Here is a 14761-nt window from a genome sequence, read left to right on the forward strand (position 1 = left end):
CGTAAGGAGGGCCACCGTGCCGGCGGAGAAGAACGGTCGCGACGGCGGCGTCCAGTCCCTGCAGCGTGCCTTCGAGCTGCTGGAACACCTCGCGGACACCGGCGGCGAAGCCAGCCTGTCGGAGCTGGCGACGCTGTCCGGGCTGCCGATGCCGACGATCCACCGGCTGATCCGCACCCTGGTCGACCTGGGGTACGTCCGCCAGAACACGAACCGCCGCTACGCGCTGGGCGCCCGGCTCATCCGGCTGGGTGAGAACGCGAGCATGCAGTTCGGCGCGTGGGCGCGGCCGCTGCTGGCGGAGCTGGTCGAGGAGGTCGGCGAGACGGCGAACCTGGCGGTCCTGGAGCGCGACGAGGTCGTGTACGTGGCGCAGGTGCCCTCGAAGCATTCGATGCGAATGTTCACCGAGGTCGGGCGGCGGTTGCTGCCGCACGGGACCGGGGTCGGGAAGGCGATGCTCGCGCACCTGCCTGCTTCAGACGTCCGGGAGCTGCTTTCGCGGACCGGGATGCCGGCGTACACGGAGCACACGTTCACGGACGCGGACGCGCTGGCGGTCGAGCTTTCGCGGATCGCTTCGCAGGGGTACGCGCTGGACGAGGCGGAGCAGGAGCTGGGGGTCAGGTGTGTGGCGGTGGCGGTCCCGGGGGCACCGGTGCCGGCGGCGGTGTCGGTTTCGGGCCCGTCGGGGCGGCTGACCGCCGAGGCGGTGGCACACATCGCCCCGGCGGTACAACGGGTGGCGGACGCCCTGGGAGCGAGCCTCTCCCAGGCCCCACTATCAGTGTGACAGAAAGTGATATTCAGTGACTGAAAGTGACCCCGCCGCGGAGGGCTCGAACCCCGCCGGTAAGATCGACGACATGGCAAGACTCGAAGATCTCGAAGCCCGCGTGACCGCTTTGGAAGAGCAGGTGCGGTCAACTCGACAGGACGCCGCGGCCGCACGCATTCTCGCGGGGACGGCGGATCGGGATGTCTCCGACTTCAAGCAGACCTTGAACGGCCACACCAAGGTGCAGAACGCGATGCGCGAGACGCAGATCGAGCATGGTCAGCGGCTCGACGCGATCGAGTCCAAGATCGACAGCGGGTTCACCAAGATCAATGTCGGCATGGAGCAGATGAGCCGGTTGCTTCAGCAGGTCATCGACAAGGACTGACTCCTCACTTCAGTTCCCCCGCCAGCAGGTCCATCAGCAGGCCGTCGTGCCAGCTGCCGTCCGCCGCCCGCTCGTACCGGCGCAGCACGCCGACCGGCCGGAACCCCACCTTCGCGTACACCCGGATCGCCGGCTCGTTGGCCGCCGCCGGGTCGATCGTCAGGCGGTGGTGGCCCTGGGCGAACAGGTGTCTCGCCAGGGCGCGGAGGGCGTCCGTGCCGAGGCCGCGGCCGTGGAAGCCCGGGTCGATCGCGATGTCGATGCCCGCGCTGCGGTACTGCGGGTCGAGCTCCTCGCAGCTCTGGATCAGCCCGACGACGGCGCCGTCCGCTTCGATCACGTAGCAGCGGAAGCCGTCCTCGACGGTGTAGATGCTTTCGGTTTCCGACTCCGGCTCGCCCCACCAGCGGGCGACCTCCGGAGTGGCCAGGATCTGGTGCGCGCGGGCGCGGTCGGCTGGGCCGATCGGGCGCAGCAGCACCCGTTCGCCGTGAATGGCGGTCATGATGGGTCCTCTCTCGTAGCGAATGACGGCTTCGGGACGTCTGTACGAGGAGGGGCACGAGCGGAAGTGCGTCAACCGGGCATACCGGGAGTGTGCGCCGCCGCGCGGGAGCCCGTCATCCGAATATCGCCGGAGGCCTCATGGACGTGCACACCGGCGCGCTGACCTGGCTCGCCCAGGGCGCCGCTTCGAACCTGGTGGACCGGCTGGTCGACCGCGCGCTCGACGGCTCACCGCAGGCACCGGCGTGGCCGCGGCCCGGCGGGATGCCCGCGGGCACCGTCGAGATCTCCGTGCGCCACTACACGACCGCGAAGGTCCGCACGCCGGTGATCCTCACGCTGCAGGAGGACGGCAGCCGAACGGGCACGGCCTTTTCCCTGGTCCTGGGCCACACGGCCCGCATCGCGGTCCCGGGCGGCGCCTACTTCGGCGCGGCGATGGTCGTCGACCCAACCCGCCGCACCCTGCAGGGCATCGGCTGGTCGCGGCTCACGGTCGCGGCCCGCCGGACGTCGCCGTGCCTCATCCCGGCGAGACGCCCGTCGGCGCCGGTGATCCTGCAGCTGGGGTTGCGGAAGGCGGACGGGACACCGTTGTTCCGGCTCTAGCCCAGCAGGGCGTCCACGAACGCGCCGGGCTCGAACGGCGCCAGGTCGTCCGGCCCTTCGCCGAGCCCGACCAGCTTCACCGGGACGCCCAGCTCGCGCTGGACCTGGAACACGATGCCGCCCTTGGCGGTGCCGTCCAGCTTCGTCAGCACGATGCCCGTCACGTCGATGACCTCCGCGAACACCCGGGCCTGCATCAGCCCGTTCTGGCCGGTCGTCGCGTCCAGCACGAGGAGCACCTCGTCGACCTTCGCCTGCTTCTCCACGACGCGCTTGACCTTGCCCAGCTCGTCCATCAGGCCCGTCTTCGTGTGCAGCCGGCCCGCGGTGTCGACCAGGACCGCGTCGACGCCGGTGTCCACGCCGCGCTTGACCGCGTCGAACGCGACCGCCGCCGGGTCCGCGCCTTCCTTGCCGCGGACGACCTCCGCGCCGACGCGTTCGGCCCACGTCTGGAGCTGGTCGGCCGCCGCCGCGCGGAAGGTGTCCGCCGCGCCCAGGAGCACCGTCTTGTCCTGGGCGACCAGGACGCGGGCGAGCTTGCCCGTGGTCGTCGTCTTGCCCGTGCCGTTGACGCCGGCCACCAGGACCACCGCGGGCTGCTTCTTGCCGTCGACGATGTGCGGCAGCGCCCGCACCGCGCGCTCGCTGTCGGTGGACAGCTGGGCGGTCAGGACCTCATGCAGCACCTCGCGGGCCTCGGCCGACGAGCGGATCGCGCGCCGCGAAAGCTCGTCGCGCAGGCGCTCGACGATCTGGGTCGTGGTGGCCGCGCCGAGGTCGGCCATCAGCAGCGTGTCTTCGACGTCCTGCCAGGAGTCCTCGTCGAGGTCGCCCGCGCCGAGCAGGCCGAGCAGGCTCGTGCCGAACACCGAACGCGACTTCGACAGCCGGCCGCGCAGCCGCTCCATGCGGCCCGTCGCCGGCTCGATCTCTTCGACGATCGGAGCGGCCTCCGAAGGCGCTTCGGGCAGCTTGACGTCGCGGACCGTGCGCTGCGCCGAATCGCGCGGCACGGCGGCGTCGTCGCCGACCGCGGGCTGGCCGTCGGTCTCCGGCCGGTCTTCGACCGGGTGCTCGACCGCGGGAGCCTCGCCGCCGGGCGCGAGCGCGATGCCCCCGCTGGCCGCGTAGGAGCCGCCCTTCGGTTTCTCCTCGACCTCGCGCTTGGCGTCCAGGCTGATCCGGCGCTTGCGCGCGACCAGCAGGCCGGTCACCAGGAGGGCGACCAGCACGACGACGGCGAGGACTACGAACAGGAACCAGGTGCTCGACACGGGACCCATCCTTTCATCCGCACCCGCGCCCGCCGGACACCCCGTCCACACAGGCAATTCGCAACAACGTGGATCCCGATTGGGCCAAGACTTCACCAAGTGGGTTGCGTCACACGCCGGACCTGCACTAAACCCCTCCGGATGGGGATTCGCGCCAGCCACGGCTTCCGGGTGATCGGCCTGATTTCGGGCACGTCGGTCGACGGCATCGACGTGGCCGCCGCCGACCTGCACGCCGAAGACGACGCCGTGGTGCTGACGCCGCTCGGCGAGCTCGACGTCCCGTACCCGGAACCGCTGCGCGAAGCCCTGCTCGCCGCCCTGCCCCCGAACCCGTGCACGGCCGGCGAGCTGACCCGGCTCGACACCGGCGTCGGGCAGGCGTTCGCCGACGCGGCCGCCCGCGGCGCCGAAGAACTGGCCGGGGGCAGCGCCGACCTCGTCGCGTCGCTCGGCCAGACGGTGTTCCACTGGGTCGAGGACGGTCACGTCCGCGGCACCCTGCAGCTCGGCCAGCCCGCCTGGATCGCCGAGCGGACCGGGCTGCCGGTGCTCGCCGACCTGCGGGCCCGCGACGTCGCCGCGGGCGGCCACGGCGCTCCCCTGGCGAGCACGCTCGACCAGCTGTGGCTGCGCGGCCTCGCGCAGGACACCGGGCGCCCGGTCGCCGCGCTCAACCTGGGCGGCATCGCGAACATCACCGTCGTCGCCGACGGGGAACCGGCCGTCGCCTACGACACCGGGCCCGCCAACGCCCTGCTCGACGTCGCCGCCTACCGCGTCACCGGGCGCCGCAGCGACGTCGACGGGCGGCTCGCGCTCGCCGGCTCGGTGCGCTCCGACCTGCTCGTCCGGCTGCTCGCCGACCCCTACTTCGCCGCCGCGCCGCCGAAGTCGACCGGTAAGGAGCACTTCAACGAGACCTACCTCGACGCCGCGCTGGCCGGCGTCGGCCCGGTCGACCCCGCCGACCTGCTCGCGACACTGACCGAGCTGACCGCCGTGACCGTGGCCGACCAGTGCCTGCGCCACGGCGTCACGATCGTCATCGCCTCCGGCGGCGGCATCCGGAACCCGGCCCTCATGACGGCGCTGGCGCGGAACCTGCCGTCCGCGGTGCTCAAGACCAGCGACGACCTCGGGCTGCCCGGCGCCGGCAAGGAGGCGTACCTGACCGCGCTGCTGGGCTGGCTCACCTGGTGCGGCGTGCCGGGTACGGTGCCGTCGGCGACCGGTGCGCGCGGGCCGCGCCTGCTCGGGTCGCTCGTCCCGGGTGCCGGGCCACTGATCCTTCCCGCCCCGCTGGGGGGCACCGTGACGCGGTTGCGAGTCGCGGAGAAGGCCGGATGACAGTAGGAGAACTCCATGCGCGGTGTTGACCTCGCGATCATCGTGATCTATCTGGCGGCGATGCCGCTGATAGGCGTGCTCGTCGGCCGGAAGCAACGGTCGGCGGCCGACTACTTCGTCGGCGAGCGCAGCCTGCCGTGGGGCGCGGTGATGCTGTCCGTGGTGGCCACGGAGACCTCGACGCTGACCGTGATCAGCACGCCGGGCCTCGTCTTCGGCAACGCGTTCCTGTTCCTGCAGCTGGCCTTCGGCTACATCATCGGCCGGACGGTCGCCGCGTTCGTGCTGCTGCCGCGGTACTTCCGCGGCAACCTCGTGAGCGCGTACGCGTTCCTGGGCAAGCGGTTCGGCTCGGGGCTGCAGGGCACGGCGTCGGTGACGTTCGTGATCACCCGGCTGCTCGCCGAGGGCGTGCGCCTGTTCGCCGGTGCCATCCCGATCAAGGTGATCCTCGGGCACTACAACGTCCACCTGGACTACTGGGTGATCGTGGTCATCCTGACCGCGCTCACGCTGATCTACGCCTACATCGGCGGGATCAAGGCGGTCGTCTGGGTCGACGTCATCCAGCTGTCGCTGTACCTCGGCGGCGCGGCGGTGGCCGCGATCGTGCTGCTGAACAAGCTGCCCGCCGACTGGGCCACGCAGGCGTCCGCGGACGGCAAGTTCATGCTCGTCGACTTCACGAAGAACCTGCTGACCAGCCCGTACGCGTTCATCACGGCGGTGCTCGGCGGCGCGGCGCTGTCGATGGCCTCGCACGGTGCCGACCAGCTGATCGCGCAGCGGCTGATGGCCACGCGCAGCCTGCGCGACGGCCAGAAGGCGCTGATCGGCAGCGGCATCATCGTCACCATCCAGTTCGCGCTGTTCCTGCTGGTCGGGGCGATGCTGTGGGTGTTCAACGGCCGCAAGTCCGTGGCACAGCTGGGGCTGCAGAGCCCGGACGACGTGTTCTCGCGGTTCATCATCGACGACCTGCCGGTCGGGGTGTCCGGGCTGCTCATCGCGGGTGTGCTCGCCTCGACCATGGGCGCGCTGGCGTCGGCGCTCAACGCGCTCTCGACGTCCACTGTGGCCGATCTCTACCAGCGTTTCACCAAGCGCTCGCCCGAGGATTCGAAGCTGCTCCAGCACGGTCGCATGTGGACACTCATCTGGGCCGTCGTGTTCGCGGTGTTCGCCTCGCTGTTCTCCACCACGAAGAACTCGGTCATCGAGCTGGGCCTGGCCATCACCGGTTACACCTACGGCGCGCTGCTCGGGTCGTTCCTGCTCGGCCTGCTGATCAAGAAGGCGCGTCAGGTGGACGCGATCATCGCGTTCGTGGCCACGGTCGTCGTGATGGCGTTCGTGATCCTCGGGGTGAAGTTCAGCGCGAAGACCGGCGGGTTCATCGGGATCGACTTCAGCAAGGCGGCCGGGGACAAGGTCGCGCTCGCCTACCCGTGGTACACGCTGCTCGGCGTGGTGATCACGCTGGTCGTGGGCGGGTTGCTGGCGCTGCGGCACCGCACGCCGGACCCGAAGGCGGCCGAAGCCGAGGCCGTGGGCGAGAGCGAAGAAGTCACCGCCGCCTGATCCTTTTGAACCGTTTCCGGCGGGCGCCCGTGTCGGTCAGCGGGAGCCCGCCGAGAAGCGGCGGGAGGACATCGAAGGTGGACTTCATGAAGCGGATGACGGTGGCGCTCGCGATCGGCGCCCTGCTCGTGGGCGGCGCGGCGACGGCTTCGGCCACCCCGGCGGCCCCGAAGGTGCCGGACGCCATCAAGGTCCCGGACGGCAACCGGGCGCTGGCCTCGTACCCCGCCGAGGGCGTGCAGATCTACGGGTGCACCGCCGGCGCGTGGACGCTGATCCAGCCCGCGGCGGTGCTGTCGAAACACGGCAAGCCGGTGGCGCTGCACAGCAAGGGCCCGGTCTGGACGTCCATCGTGGACGGCAGCACGGTCGGCGCTTCGGCGCAGGCCAACTCCCCGCGCGAGGGCGCGATCCCGGAACTGCTGCTGAAGGCGAACCTGAACACCGGTGACGGGATCTTCGGCAAGGTCACCTACGTCCAGCGGCTGAACACCCGGGGCGGGGTTGCCCCGGCGGGGACCTGCACGGACGGTACGCAGACCGCGGTGCGCTACTCGGCGGACTACGCGTTCTGGGTCGCTGGATAAGTGGCTGTGAAAGCCCCCTCCCGCTCCCGTAGCCTGGGCGTGGGAGGGGCTTTCACATGGGGTTCTTGATCGGAATCGGTGCCGTGCTCGCCGTGGTCCTAGTCATCGCGCTGGTCATGGACCGCGCCGACCGCAAGCGCGGGGTCAAGCACGGCATGCTCCGGCCGCGGGGACGCCGGCCGCAGCTGGGCGACGCCGGCAGCATCGGCAACGACTTGCGCCACTACGAACCGCGGGTGCGCGGCGAAGACCGCCGCGCGCCGCGCGAGGACGAGATGTGAGCCGGGTCAGCTGACCGGGACCGGCTCCTCCTCGGCCGTGCGCAGGCGCTGCGAGATCACCTTTGTGATGCCGTCGCCCTGCATGCTCACGCCGTAGAGCGCGTCGGCGATCTCCATCGTCGGCTTCTGGTGGGTGATGATGATCAGCTGCGACGAGTCGCGCAGCTGCTCCAGCAGGCCGATCAGGCGGCGCATGTTGGTGTCGTCGAGCGCCGCCTCGACCTCGTCCATGACGTAGAAGGGTGAGGGGCGGGCGCGGAAGATCGCGACCAGCATGCCCACCGCGACCAGCGACTTCTCGCCACCGGACAACAGCGACAGCCGCTTGACCTTCTTGCCCGGCGGGCGCGCCTCGACGTCGACGCCGGTGCTGAGCAGGTCGTCCGGCTCGGTGAGGACCATCCGGCCCTCGCCGCCCGGGAAGAGCACGCTGAACACCGTCTCGAACTCGCGGGCGACGTCCGCGTAGGCCCCGGCGAAGACCTCGAGGATCTTCTCGTCGACCTGCTTGATGACGGCTTCGAGGTCCTTGCGGGTGTCCTTGAGGTCTTCCAGCTGCGTGGAAAGGAACTTGTACCGCTCCTCCAGCGCCGCGAACTCCTCGAGGGCGAGCGGGTTCACCTTGCCCAGCAACGACAAGTCCTTCTCGGCGCGCTTGGCGCGGCGGGCCTGGGTGTCGCGGTCGTAGGGCATGGGCGGCGGCGGGGTGACGTCCTCGCCGCGCTCCTTGGCCGCCTCGTACTCGGCCATCTCGCCCGCGCTCGGCGGGACCGGGACGTCCGGGCCGTACTCCTGCACCAGATCCGTGAGGCCGATGCCGAAGTCCTCGGCGATCTTCGCTTCGAGGGTCTCCAGCCGCAGCCGCTGCTCGGCGCGCAGGACCTCGTCGCGGTGGACGGCGTCGGTCAGCTTCTCCAGCTCGCCGGTCAGTTCGCGGACCTTGGCGCGGACGCCGGTCAGCGCCTGCTCGCGGGTCTGGCGGCGGGCCTGGACCTCGTCGCGTTCGGTGGCCGCGCGCTGGACGGAGTGCTCGATGCGCTCGAGGGCCAGCTCGCCGCCGTTGACGACGGCGTTGGCGATCTCGGCGCCACGCTTGCGGGCCGCGGCGGCGCGCTCGGCGCGTTCGCGGGCCTGCTGCTCGGCGTGCGCGGCGCGGCGGAGCCCTTCGGCCTTGCCGGCGATGCTGCGCGCCCGCTCTTCGGAGGTGCGCTGCGCGAGCCGCGCCTCCATCTCCTCCTGCCGGACGACGGCCAGTTCCTCGACGGCGGCGTCGCGCTCGGCGGTGTCCGGGTCGTCCTCGACGGGCTGCTCGGCGACGGCGGCGAGCCGTTCCTCCAGCTCGGCGAGCTGGGCCAGGGCCTGGACGCGGCTCTGCTCGACCTTCGCGCGCTGCCCGGAGACGCGCTCGACCTCGGCCTGGGCCTGGCGGGCGGCCTGCTGCATCCGGTTGAGCCGCTCCGACGAACGCGCCTTGCGGACCTTCGCCTCGCCGAGCGCGTCCTTGGCCTGGGAGACCTCTTCGCGGCGCGCCTGCTGCTCGGCGCGGGCGCCTTCCAGTTCGGCCGCGTACCGCTCCAGCGAGCGTTCGGCCAGCCGGAGCCGCTCGGCCGCCTCGTCGACGGCGGCCTGGACCTCGATCACGCTCTCGCGCTTGCCGGAGCCGCCGATCGCCCAGCGGGCGCCGAAGACGTCGCCCTCGGCGGTGACCGCGCGGACCTCCGGGTGCACCGCCACCAGCTGACGGGCGGCGTCGAGGTCGCGGACGATCGCCAGCTTGTCGAGGGCCTGCTCGACGGCGGGCCGCAGCTGCGCGGGCGCCGTGACGACCTCGCGGGCCCAGCGGGCGCCTTCCGGCAGCGACGGCCAGGAGTAGGTGTCCACAGTGGACTCGGGGCCGCCGAGCAGGATGCCCGCGCGGCCGGAGTCCGTTTCCTTCAAGTACTTCAGCGCGCGCAATGCGTCTTCGCCGCCCGCGACGGCGATCGCGTCCGCGACCGGGCCGAGCGCCGCGGCCAGCGCGACCTCGTAGCCGGGCTCGACGGTGAGCAGCGCGGCGACCGAGCCGAGCAGGCCCGGCAGCTCGTGGGACGCGCCGAGCAGCGCGCCCGCGCCGTCCTTGCGCTTGAGGCCCATGGACAGCGCCTCGACGCGCGCCTTCTCGGACGCGATCTCGCGCTCGGCCGCACGTTCGGCCTTGACCAGCTCTTCGACGCGGGCCTTGGCGGCGTTGTTGGCCTCGACCGCACGGTCGTGACGGTCCATCAGGCCGGCGTCGTCGGACTCCTCGACGCCGCCCTCGGCCTTGGCCATTTCGAGTTCTTCGACGGCGAGTTCGGCGCGCTCGGCGGCCTCTTCGAGGGAGACGCTGAGGCGGTCGATCTCGTCGGAGGTGGCGCCGTTCTTGCTGCGCAGCGCCTCGACCTGGCCGGTCAGCTTGGCCATGCCCTCGCGGCGGTCGGCGATGGCGCGGACGGCGGCCCAGTGCGCGCGCTCGGCGGCCTGAACGCGCTGTTCGAGGTCTTCGCGGCGCAGCACGGTCTCGGCGAGCAGCTCCCGGGCCTCCATGACGGCCTCGTTGAGCTCCTCTTCCTGCTCGGCGACGCGCTCGGCCTCTTCGAGCAGCTCTTCGGGGTCGCGGCCGCCGGTCGACGTCGAGACGTCGGCCGAGAGGTGCCGCTGGCGCTCGACGGCGAGACGGACGGTGCCGCGGAGGCGTTCGGCCAGCGCGGAAAGCTTGTACCAGGTCTCCTGCGCGGTCTGCAGCAGCGGAGCGTCTTCGGCCAGCGAAGCCTCCAGCTCGGCTTCTTCGGCGGAGACGATCTCGAGGTGCTGCTCGACCTCGGCGCGGCGCTGGCGGGCGGTCTTCTCGTCGGCTTCTTCGCGCGCGATCGCGTCGCGCTGGGTGACCAGGTCGTCGGCGAGCAGGCGCAGGCGGGAGTCGCGCAGCTCGGACTGGACCGACTGGGCCTTGCGGGCGATCTCGGCCTGCTTGCCCAGCGGCTTGAGCTGGCGGCGCAGCTCGGTCGTCAGGTCGCCGAGGCGGTCGAGGTTGCCCTGCATGTTGGCCAGCTTGCGCAGGGTCTGTTCCTTGCGCTTGCGGTGCTTGAGGACGCCGGCGGCCTCTTCGATGAAGGCGCGGCGCTCTTCGGGCTTGGACTCGAGGATCGCCGAGAGCTGGCCCTGCCCGACGATGACGTGCATCTCGCGGCCGATACCGGAGTCCGACAGCAGTTCCTGGACGTCCATCAGGCGGCAGCGGTCGCCGTTGATCTCATACTCGCTCGCGCCGTCGCGGAACATCCGGCGGGTGATCGACACCTCGGAGTACTCGATGGGCAGCGCGCCGTCGGCGTTGTCGATGGTGAGGGTGACCTCGGCGCGGCCGAGCGGGGCGCGGCCCGCGGTGCCGGCGAAGATGACGTCTTCCATCTTGCCGCCGCGCAGGTCCTTGGCGCCCTGGGTGCCCATGACCCAGCGCAGCGCGTCCAGCACGTTCGACTTGCCCGAGCCGTTCGGGCCGACCACGCAGGTGATGCCCGGCTCGAAGCGCAGCGTGGTGGCCGAGGCGAAGGACTTGAAGCCCTTCAGCGTCAAGCTTTTCAGGTGCACTGGGTGCTGACCCCTCTGGCTGCCGGTACTGGCGTTTCAATCGTCCCAGGCTACCTGGGGGCCTCCGGGGTCCGCCGGACGCGCCCCCTCGTCGGCGCGCCCTAGCACATCCGACGTGGTCGCAGCAACCTCATGAGCCACACCCGTCACCGCTCGACGAAGCCGTCGAGTCCCCCTTTCGGGTCAGACCAGCGCTCGGCGACGTGCTCCACACTTCCGGGTGATTCTCCCGACCGCAGCACCTCCAGCAGCCGCGCACAGTGGTCACGGCTACCCTCCGCTATGACCTCGACACGGCCGTCGGCCAGGTTGCTCGCACTCCCGACCAGGCCGAGTTCGAGCGCACGGCTGCGCGTCCACCAGCGGAAACCGACACCCTGGACCCGGCCGCGCACCCACGCCGTCAAGCGCGTGTTCGTTTCTTGCTCACTCACGCTGTTCCTCCCTTCCGGGTCAACCGACAGCGCACAGTAACGGATCAAGCCCACTACCTGGGCGAATACCCGCACGCCGGTGATAACCTCCCGGCCGAGGTCGCTCCCCCGCCGTCGGGCTTCACGCCCGGTTCACGACCTCGCCCGCGCCTCCCCGAAATCCCCAAGGAGCCTGTATGCCCCGCCCCGACGGGCCGGATTCGAGCTCTCGGATCACCAGGATCGACACCGCGCCGCCCAAGAGCAGCAAACCGAACCGCACCGGGTACGTCGTGCTCGGGGTCGCCGGCCTGGTGGTCGCGACCGCGTTCGCCGCCGTGGCGGAGCTGGCGGGCCCCGGCCCGGCCACGACCGCGGGCGGCCCCGGCGGCATCGGCGGCCAGGGCACCTCGCAGGCCGGCCTGCAGACCGCGCCGAACACCCCGTCTCCGTCCGGCCCGTCGACCGTCGGCGCCCCGACGACCGAATCGGCCGCGACGTCCTCCTCGAGCGCCCCGACCACGGTCGTGTCGGTCAGCCCCGACGGCAAGACCACGACGACGCTGGTGACCCAGCCCCCGCCGCCTCCGCGCAGCGACACGGGCGACAACCCACCGCCGCAGACGACGACGCCGAAGCCCCCGACGACCACCCCGAAGCCGCCGTCGACGACGCCCACGACGCCGCCGACGACCACGCCGACCACGGACCCGACGACGCCGACCTCCGGCGGCGGCACGAGCACCGGCGGCGCCCCGACCTCGGCGCCGACCGACACGTCGTCCGGCGTCACCGGCAGTACCACTCGCGCTCAGTAGCAAATCCGTGAAGGCCTCCTTCCCGGCGGAAAACGCCGGTAAGGAGGCCTTCACGGCGTTCAGTCCAGGATCGCGGTGACGACCGCGTCGCGGAGGAAGTCGCCGTAGCGGGCCGGGGGCCAGCCGCGTTCCAGGCAGAGCAGCTCGTACTGCTCCGGGCCGTGGTAGGTCCACAGGATGTCCCGGACGTCGACGTCGGTCAGGCCCGGGCGGACCTGGCCGGTCAGCATCAGGTCCGACGCGAAGTACGTCATCGCCGTCAGCATCTCGGCGCGCATCTGGGCCCAGACCTCGGCCGCCGCCGGGTCGGCCGCCGCCGCGTCGCGGGCCAGGAGCTGGACCGGGACGACCGCCGGGGAGACCGAGGCGAGGTGGCCGAAGTACAGCGCGATCTTGCGCGCCGCGTCGGGCTCGGCCTGGATCTCCGCGATGAAGTCGCGGCCGGCCATCGGCACGTCTTCGTCGTCGCCGGCGAGGGTCACGTCGAAGACCGCCTTGAGCAAGGTCGCCTTGTTGGCGAACGCCTTGTAGACCGTCTGCACCGCCACGCCCGCCGCCTTCGCAACCTCCGGCATCGACGTGGCCGCGTACCCCTTCTCCCGGAAGAGCCCCGACGCCGCCGCCAGGATCCGGCGGCGGTTCTCCCGCGCCTGCTCCTGGCGCCGGGACGTGTCGTAGCGGCGCTTGACAGGGTCGGCCATTTAGGTAGAGACTCCTCTATCCAATAGATGTCCAGCTATCATGACACCCTGAGGGGGCGCTGACCATGATGGGACAAGCCACCACCGACGCCGTGACCGCCGCGCGGGAGATCGCGCCCGAGCTGAGCGCCCGCGCCACCGAGGCCGAGGAGCTCAAGACCCTGCCCCGCGACCTCGTCGAGCGGGCCCGCGCCGCCGGGCTCTTCCGGCTCGCGACGCCGCGGTCGCTCGGCGGGCTGGAGCTGCCGCCCGCCGAAGTCGTCGAAGTGGTCGAAGAACTCTGCCGCGCGGACGGCTCCGCGGGCTGGACGATCATGATCGGCAACGGCTCGGCGTTCCTCGCCTGGCTCGACCCGGCCGCCGCGGCGGACCTGCTCGCGGCCGCCCCGGACCCGATCGGCGGCGGCGTGTTCGCCCCGATGGGCCGGCTGACCGGCGACGGCGCCGGCAAGTTCGCCCTCACCGGCCGCTGGGCGTTCTGCAGCGGCAGCCCGCACGCGGACCTCTTCTTCGGCGGCGCCTTCGCCGACGGCGACCCCCGCGACTGGCGGCTGGCGTTCGTCCCCGCCGCGGAGGTCCGGGTGCTCGACAACTGGGACGTCACCGGCCTGCGCGGCACCGGCAGCCACGACGTCGAGATCGAGGCGGTGGTGCGCGCGGAGCACACCGCGTCCCCCTTCACGAACCCGGCGCGCCACGACGGCCCGCAGTGGCGGTTCCCGTTCTTCACGCTGGTGGGCACGATGATGGCGGGCGTCCCGCTCGGCATCGCGCGCCGGGCGCTCGACGAGTTCACGACGTTCGCCCCGGCGAAGTTCCGCCCGCCGGGCCCGGGGCCGATCGCGGAGGACGGCGACGTCCAGATCGCCCTGACCCGCGCGGAGGGACAGCTGCGCTCGGCCCGCGCGTTCGTCTTCGACGCCCTCGGCGAGCTGTGGGAGACGGCGTGCGCGGGCGACGTCCCGGATGCGGCCCGGCGCGGGCAGTTCCTGCTGGCGACCCAGCAGGCGATGCGAGCGGCACTGAGCGCGGTGGACACCGCGTTCGGCTTCGCGGGCGCGGGAGCGCTGCACGCGGACCAGCCGATCCAGCGCTGCTTCCGCGACCTCCACGCGGCGTCCCAGCACATCTACTTCTCGACGGCGGCTTCGAAGCGGTACGCGAAGCTGCGGTTCGGGATCGAGCAGCCGACCTTCTGGTTCTAGCCGCGGGATCGCCGCCGCAGCGACGCCGCGGCGGCGGCCCCGAGCACCAAGGCGGCCCCGAGGAGGCCACGGACCCACGGATCTCCGAGACCGAACACGGCCGCCACGCCCACACCCCCGAGGTAACCGAGGGCCACCGGGACGAGCAGCCCCAGCGGCCGCGCCGTCCGGCCGCGCCGCCGCGATTCCGGCCCGGTCAACCCCGGCTCCGGGCGTACCGGAACCAGTAGCACGCGGCCAGGACCAGCCAGGCCACCGCGACGACGGCCTGCAGTGCGCGCCGCCACCCGGCCACTCCCTCGCCGAAGACGAAGGCGAGCAGGCCGGTACCGAGCGCGCACCCGGTCAACACGATCGCCAGTCCCAGGGCGGCCTTCGCGGGCAGACGGCCGCTGGGAACCCACTTTCCCCAAGCCATCCCGATCAGCCGCCGCGGCGCAGGCGGTGGGCGAACAGCCGCCACAGGTAGACCGTGAGGAGGACTCCGGCCGCCGCCGCCGCGACGCGCAGCCACCTCGTCCCGCCGGCCGCATCACCGGCGAAGGCCGTCAAGATCAGACCGAACGATCCGAACGTCGCGCCGACGGCCAGCGTCAGCACGATCACCGCCGGAATGCGCTCACCGCCGAGCAGCCACGTCTTCGACCCGTCCATGCC

The 14761-nt window shown here is 71.8% G+C and carries 17 protein-coding genes; 9 read left to right on the forward strand and 8 right to left on the reverse strand.

The annotated features are described in order from the left end of the window. Positions 1-16: 16 nt before the first annotated feature. Complete coding sequence (locus tag H4696_RS23715) at positions 17-793, forward strand: IclR family transcriptional regulator (RefSeq protein ID WP_086857264.1); 777 nt, start codon at positions 17-19, stop codon at positions 791-793. A gap of 73 nt (positions 794-866) precedes the next feature. Continuing rightward, entirely contained in the window at positions 867-1166 is a 300-nt protein-coding gene (locus H4696_RS23720; protein ID WP_086857303.1) for a hypothetical protein, read from the forward strand. A gap of 4 nt (positions 1167-1170) precedes the next feature. Here H4696_RS23720 and H4696_RS23725 read toward each other — a convergent pair whose 3' ends face one another. Further along, entirely contained in the window at positions 1171-1671 is a 501-nt protein-coding gene (locus H4696_RS23725; protein ID WP_086857265.1) for a GNAT family N-acetyltransferase, read from the reverse strand. A 140-nt stretch (positions 1672-1811) separates the two neighbouring features. On the opposite strand from H4696_RS23725, the gene H4696_RS23730 reads away from it, so the two are divergent. After that, entirely contained in the window at positions 1812-2282 is a 471-nt protein-coding gene (locus H4696_RS23730) for a hypothetical protein (protein ID WP_086857266.1), read from the forward strand. On the opposite strand, the gene ftsY is transcribed toward H4696_RS23730, so the two are convergent. Further along, a complete protein-coding gene (gene ftsY / locus H4696_RS23735) occupies positions 2279-3559 on the reverse strand; it encodes a signal recognition particle-docking protein FtsY (RefSeq protein ID WP_086857267.1) in 1281 nt (426 codons plus the stop codon). The two genes, H4696_RS23730 and ftsY, sit on opposite strands and share 4 nt — an antisense overlap. Positions 3560-3700: 141 nt before the next feature. On the opposite strand from ftsY, the gene H4696_RS23740 reads away from it, so the two are divergent. The 4 genes from H4696_RS23740 to H4696_RS23755 all read left to right on the forward strand — a co-directional run bounded on the left by H4696_RS23740 (position 3701) and on the right by H4696_RS23755 (position 7358). Further along, complete coding sequence (locus tag H4696_RS23740) at positions 3701-4909, forward strand: anhydro-N-acetylmuramic acid kinase (RefSeq protein WP_169734859.1); 1209 nt, start codon at positions 3701-3703, stop codon at positions 4907-4909. Between the two features lie 15 nt (positions 4910-4924). After that, entirely contained in the window at positions 4925-6490 is a 1566-nt protein-coding gene (locus H4696_RS23745; RefSeq protein ID WP_086857268.1) for a sodium:solute symporter, read from the forward strand. An 86-nt stretch (positions 6491-6576) separates the two neighbouring features. Continuing rightward, on the forward strand, positions 6577-7077 hold the full coding sequence (locus tag H4696_RS23750; protein ID WP_086857305.1) for a DUF3455 domain-containing protein: 501 nt from the start codon (positions 6577-6579) through the stop codon (positions 7075-7077). A 56-nt stretch (positions 7078-7133) separates the two neighbouring features. Beyond that, on the forward strand, positions 7134-7358 hold the full coding sequence (locus H4696_RS23755) for a hypothetical protein (protein ID WP_086857269.1): 225 nt from the start codon (positions 7134-7136) through the stop codon (positions 7356-7358). Between the two features lie 6 nt (positions 7359-7364). On the opposite strand, the gene smc is transcribed toward H4696_RS23755, so the two are convergent. Beyond that, positions 7365-10967 (reverse strand): chromosome segregation protein SMC, encoded by a 3603-nt coding sequence (gene smc / locus H4696_RS23760; RefSeq protein ID WP_086857270.1) that lies wholly within the window; start codon positions 10965-10967, stop codon positions 7365-7367. Between the two features lie 146 nt (positions 10968-11113). Further along, positions 11114-11401, reverse strand: a complete 288-nt coding sequence (locus H4696_RS23765; protein WP_086857271.1) for an acylphosphatase — start codon at positions 11399-11401, stop codon at positions 11114-11116. A gap of 176 nt (positions 11402-11577) precedes the next feature. On the opposite strand from H4696_RS23765, the gene H4696_RS23770 reads away from it, so the two are divergent. After that, positions 11578-12198: a hypothetical protein gene (locus H4696_RS23770; protein ID WP_169734860.1), complete on the forward strand. Its 621-nt coding sequence runs from the start codon at positions 11578-11580 to the stop codon at positions 12196-12198. Between the two features lie 59 nt (positions 12199-12257). Here the strand turns inward: H4696_RS23770 and H4696_RS23775 are convergent, their stop codons facing one another. After that, positions 12258-12899 (reverse strand): TetR/AcrR family transcriptional regulator, encoded by a 642-nt coding sequence (locus H4696_RS23775; RefSeq protein ID WP_086857272.1) that lies wholly within the window; start codon positions 12897-12899, stop codon positions 12258-12260. Between the two features lie 65 nt (positions 12900-12964). Between H4696_RS23775 and H4696_RS23780 the strand changes: the two genes are divergently transcribed. Further along, a complete protein-coding gene (locus H4696_RS23780; protein WP_086857273.1) occupies positions 12965-14104 on the forward strand; it encodes an acyl-CoA dehydrogenase family protein in 1140 nt (379 codons plus the stop codon). On the opposite strand, the gene H4696_RS23785 is transcribed toward H4696_RS23780, so the two are convergent. From H4696_RS23785 to H4696_RS23795, 3 genes are read right to left on the reverse strand one after another with little or no spacing between them, the layout of a single operon-like run. Next, the gene (locus H4696_RS23785; RefSeq protein ID WP_086857274.1) at positions 14101-14304 is read right to left on the reverse strand and encodes a hypothetical protein; all 204 of its coding nucleotides are present in this window, start codon (positions 14302-14304) and stop codon (positions 14101-14103) included. The genes H4696_RS23780 and H4696_RS23785 overlap by 4 nt on opposite strands. Beyond that, positions 14301-14522: a hypothetical protein gene (locus H4696_RS23790; RefSeq protein ID WP_143264966.1), complete on the reverse strand. Its 222-nt coding sequence runs from the start codon at positions 14520-14522 to the stop codon at positions 14301-14303. The genes H4696_RS23785 and H4696_RS23790 overlap by 4 nt, the downstream gene beginning before the upstream one ends. Before the next feature lie 5 nt (positions 14523-14527). Next, positions 14528-14758, reverse strand: coding sequence for a hypothetical protein (locus H4696_RS23795; protein WP_086857275.1), 231 nt, complete (start codon positions 14756-14758; stop codon positions 14528-14530). Between the last annotated feature and the right edge of the window lie 3 nt (positions 14759-14761).

Origin of the sequence: Amycolatopsis lexingtonensis, assembly GCF_014873755.1 — a bacterium.
In the GTDB taxonomy this organism is placed as follows: Bacteria; Actinomycetota; Actinomycetes; order Mycobacteriales; family Pseudonocardiaceae; genus Amycolatopsis; species Amycolatopsis lexingtonensis.

Coding starts and splice junctions, on each gene's coding strand:
- H4696_RS23720 (WP_086857303.1), top strand. CDS start 867: ATGGCAAGACTCGAAGATCTCGAAGCCCGCGTGACCGCTTTGGAAGAG.
- H4696_RS23725 (WP_086857265.1), bottom strand. CDS start 1,671: ATGACCGCCATTCACGGCGAACGGGTGCTGCTGCGCCCGATCGGCCCA.
- H4696_RS23730 (WP_086857266.1), top strand. CDS start 1,812: ATGGACGTGCACACCGGCGCGCTGACCTGGCTCGCCCAGGGCGCCGCT.
- H4696_RS23740 (WP_169734859.1), top strand. CDS start 3,701: ATGGGGATTCGCGCCAGCCACGGCTTCCGGGTGATCGGCCTGATTTCG.
- H4696_RS23745 (WP_086857268.1), top strand. CDS start 4,925: ATGCGCGGTGTTGACCTCGCGATCATCGTGATCTATCTGGCGGCGATG.
- H4696_RS23750 (WP_086857305.1), top strand. CDS start 6,577: ATGAAGCGGATGACGGTGGCGCTCGCGATCGGCGCCCTGCTCGTGGGC.
- H4696_RS23755 (WP_086857269.1), top strand. CDS start 7,134: ATGGGGTTCTTGATCGGAATCGGTGCCGTGCTCGCCGTGGTCCTAGTC.
- H4696_RS23770 (WP_169734860.1), top strand. CDS start 11,578: ATGCCCCGCCCCGACGGGCCGGATTCGAGCTCTCGGATCACCAGGATC.
- H4696_RS23775 (WP_086857272.1), bottom strand. CDS start 12,899: ATGGCCGACCCTGTCAAGCGCCGCTACGACACGTCCCGGCGCCAGGAG.
- H4696_RS23780 (WP_086857273.1), top strand. CDS start 12,965: ATGATGGGACAAGCCACCACCGACGCCGTGACCGCCGCGCGGGAGATC.
- H4696_RS23790 (WP_143264966.1), bottom strand. CDS start 14,522: ATGGCTTGGGGAAAGTGGGTTCCCAGCGGCCGTCTGCCCGCGAAGGCC.
- H4696_RS23795 (WP_086857275.1), bottom strand. CDS start 14,758: ATGGACGGGTCGAAGACGTGGCTGCTCGGCGGTGAGCGCATTCCGGCG.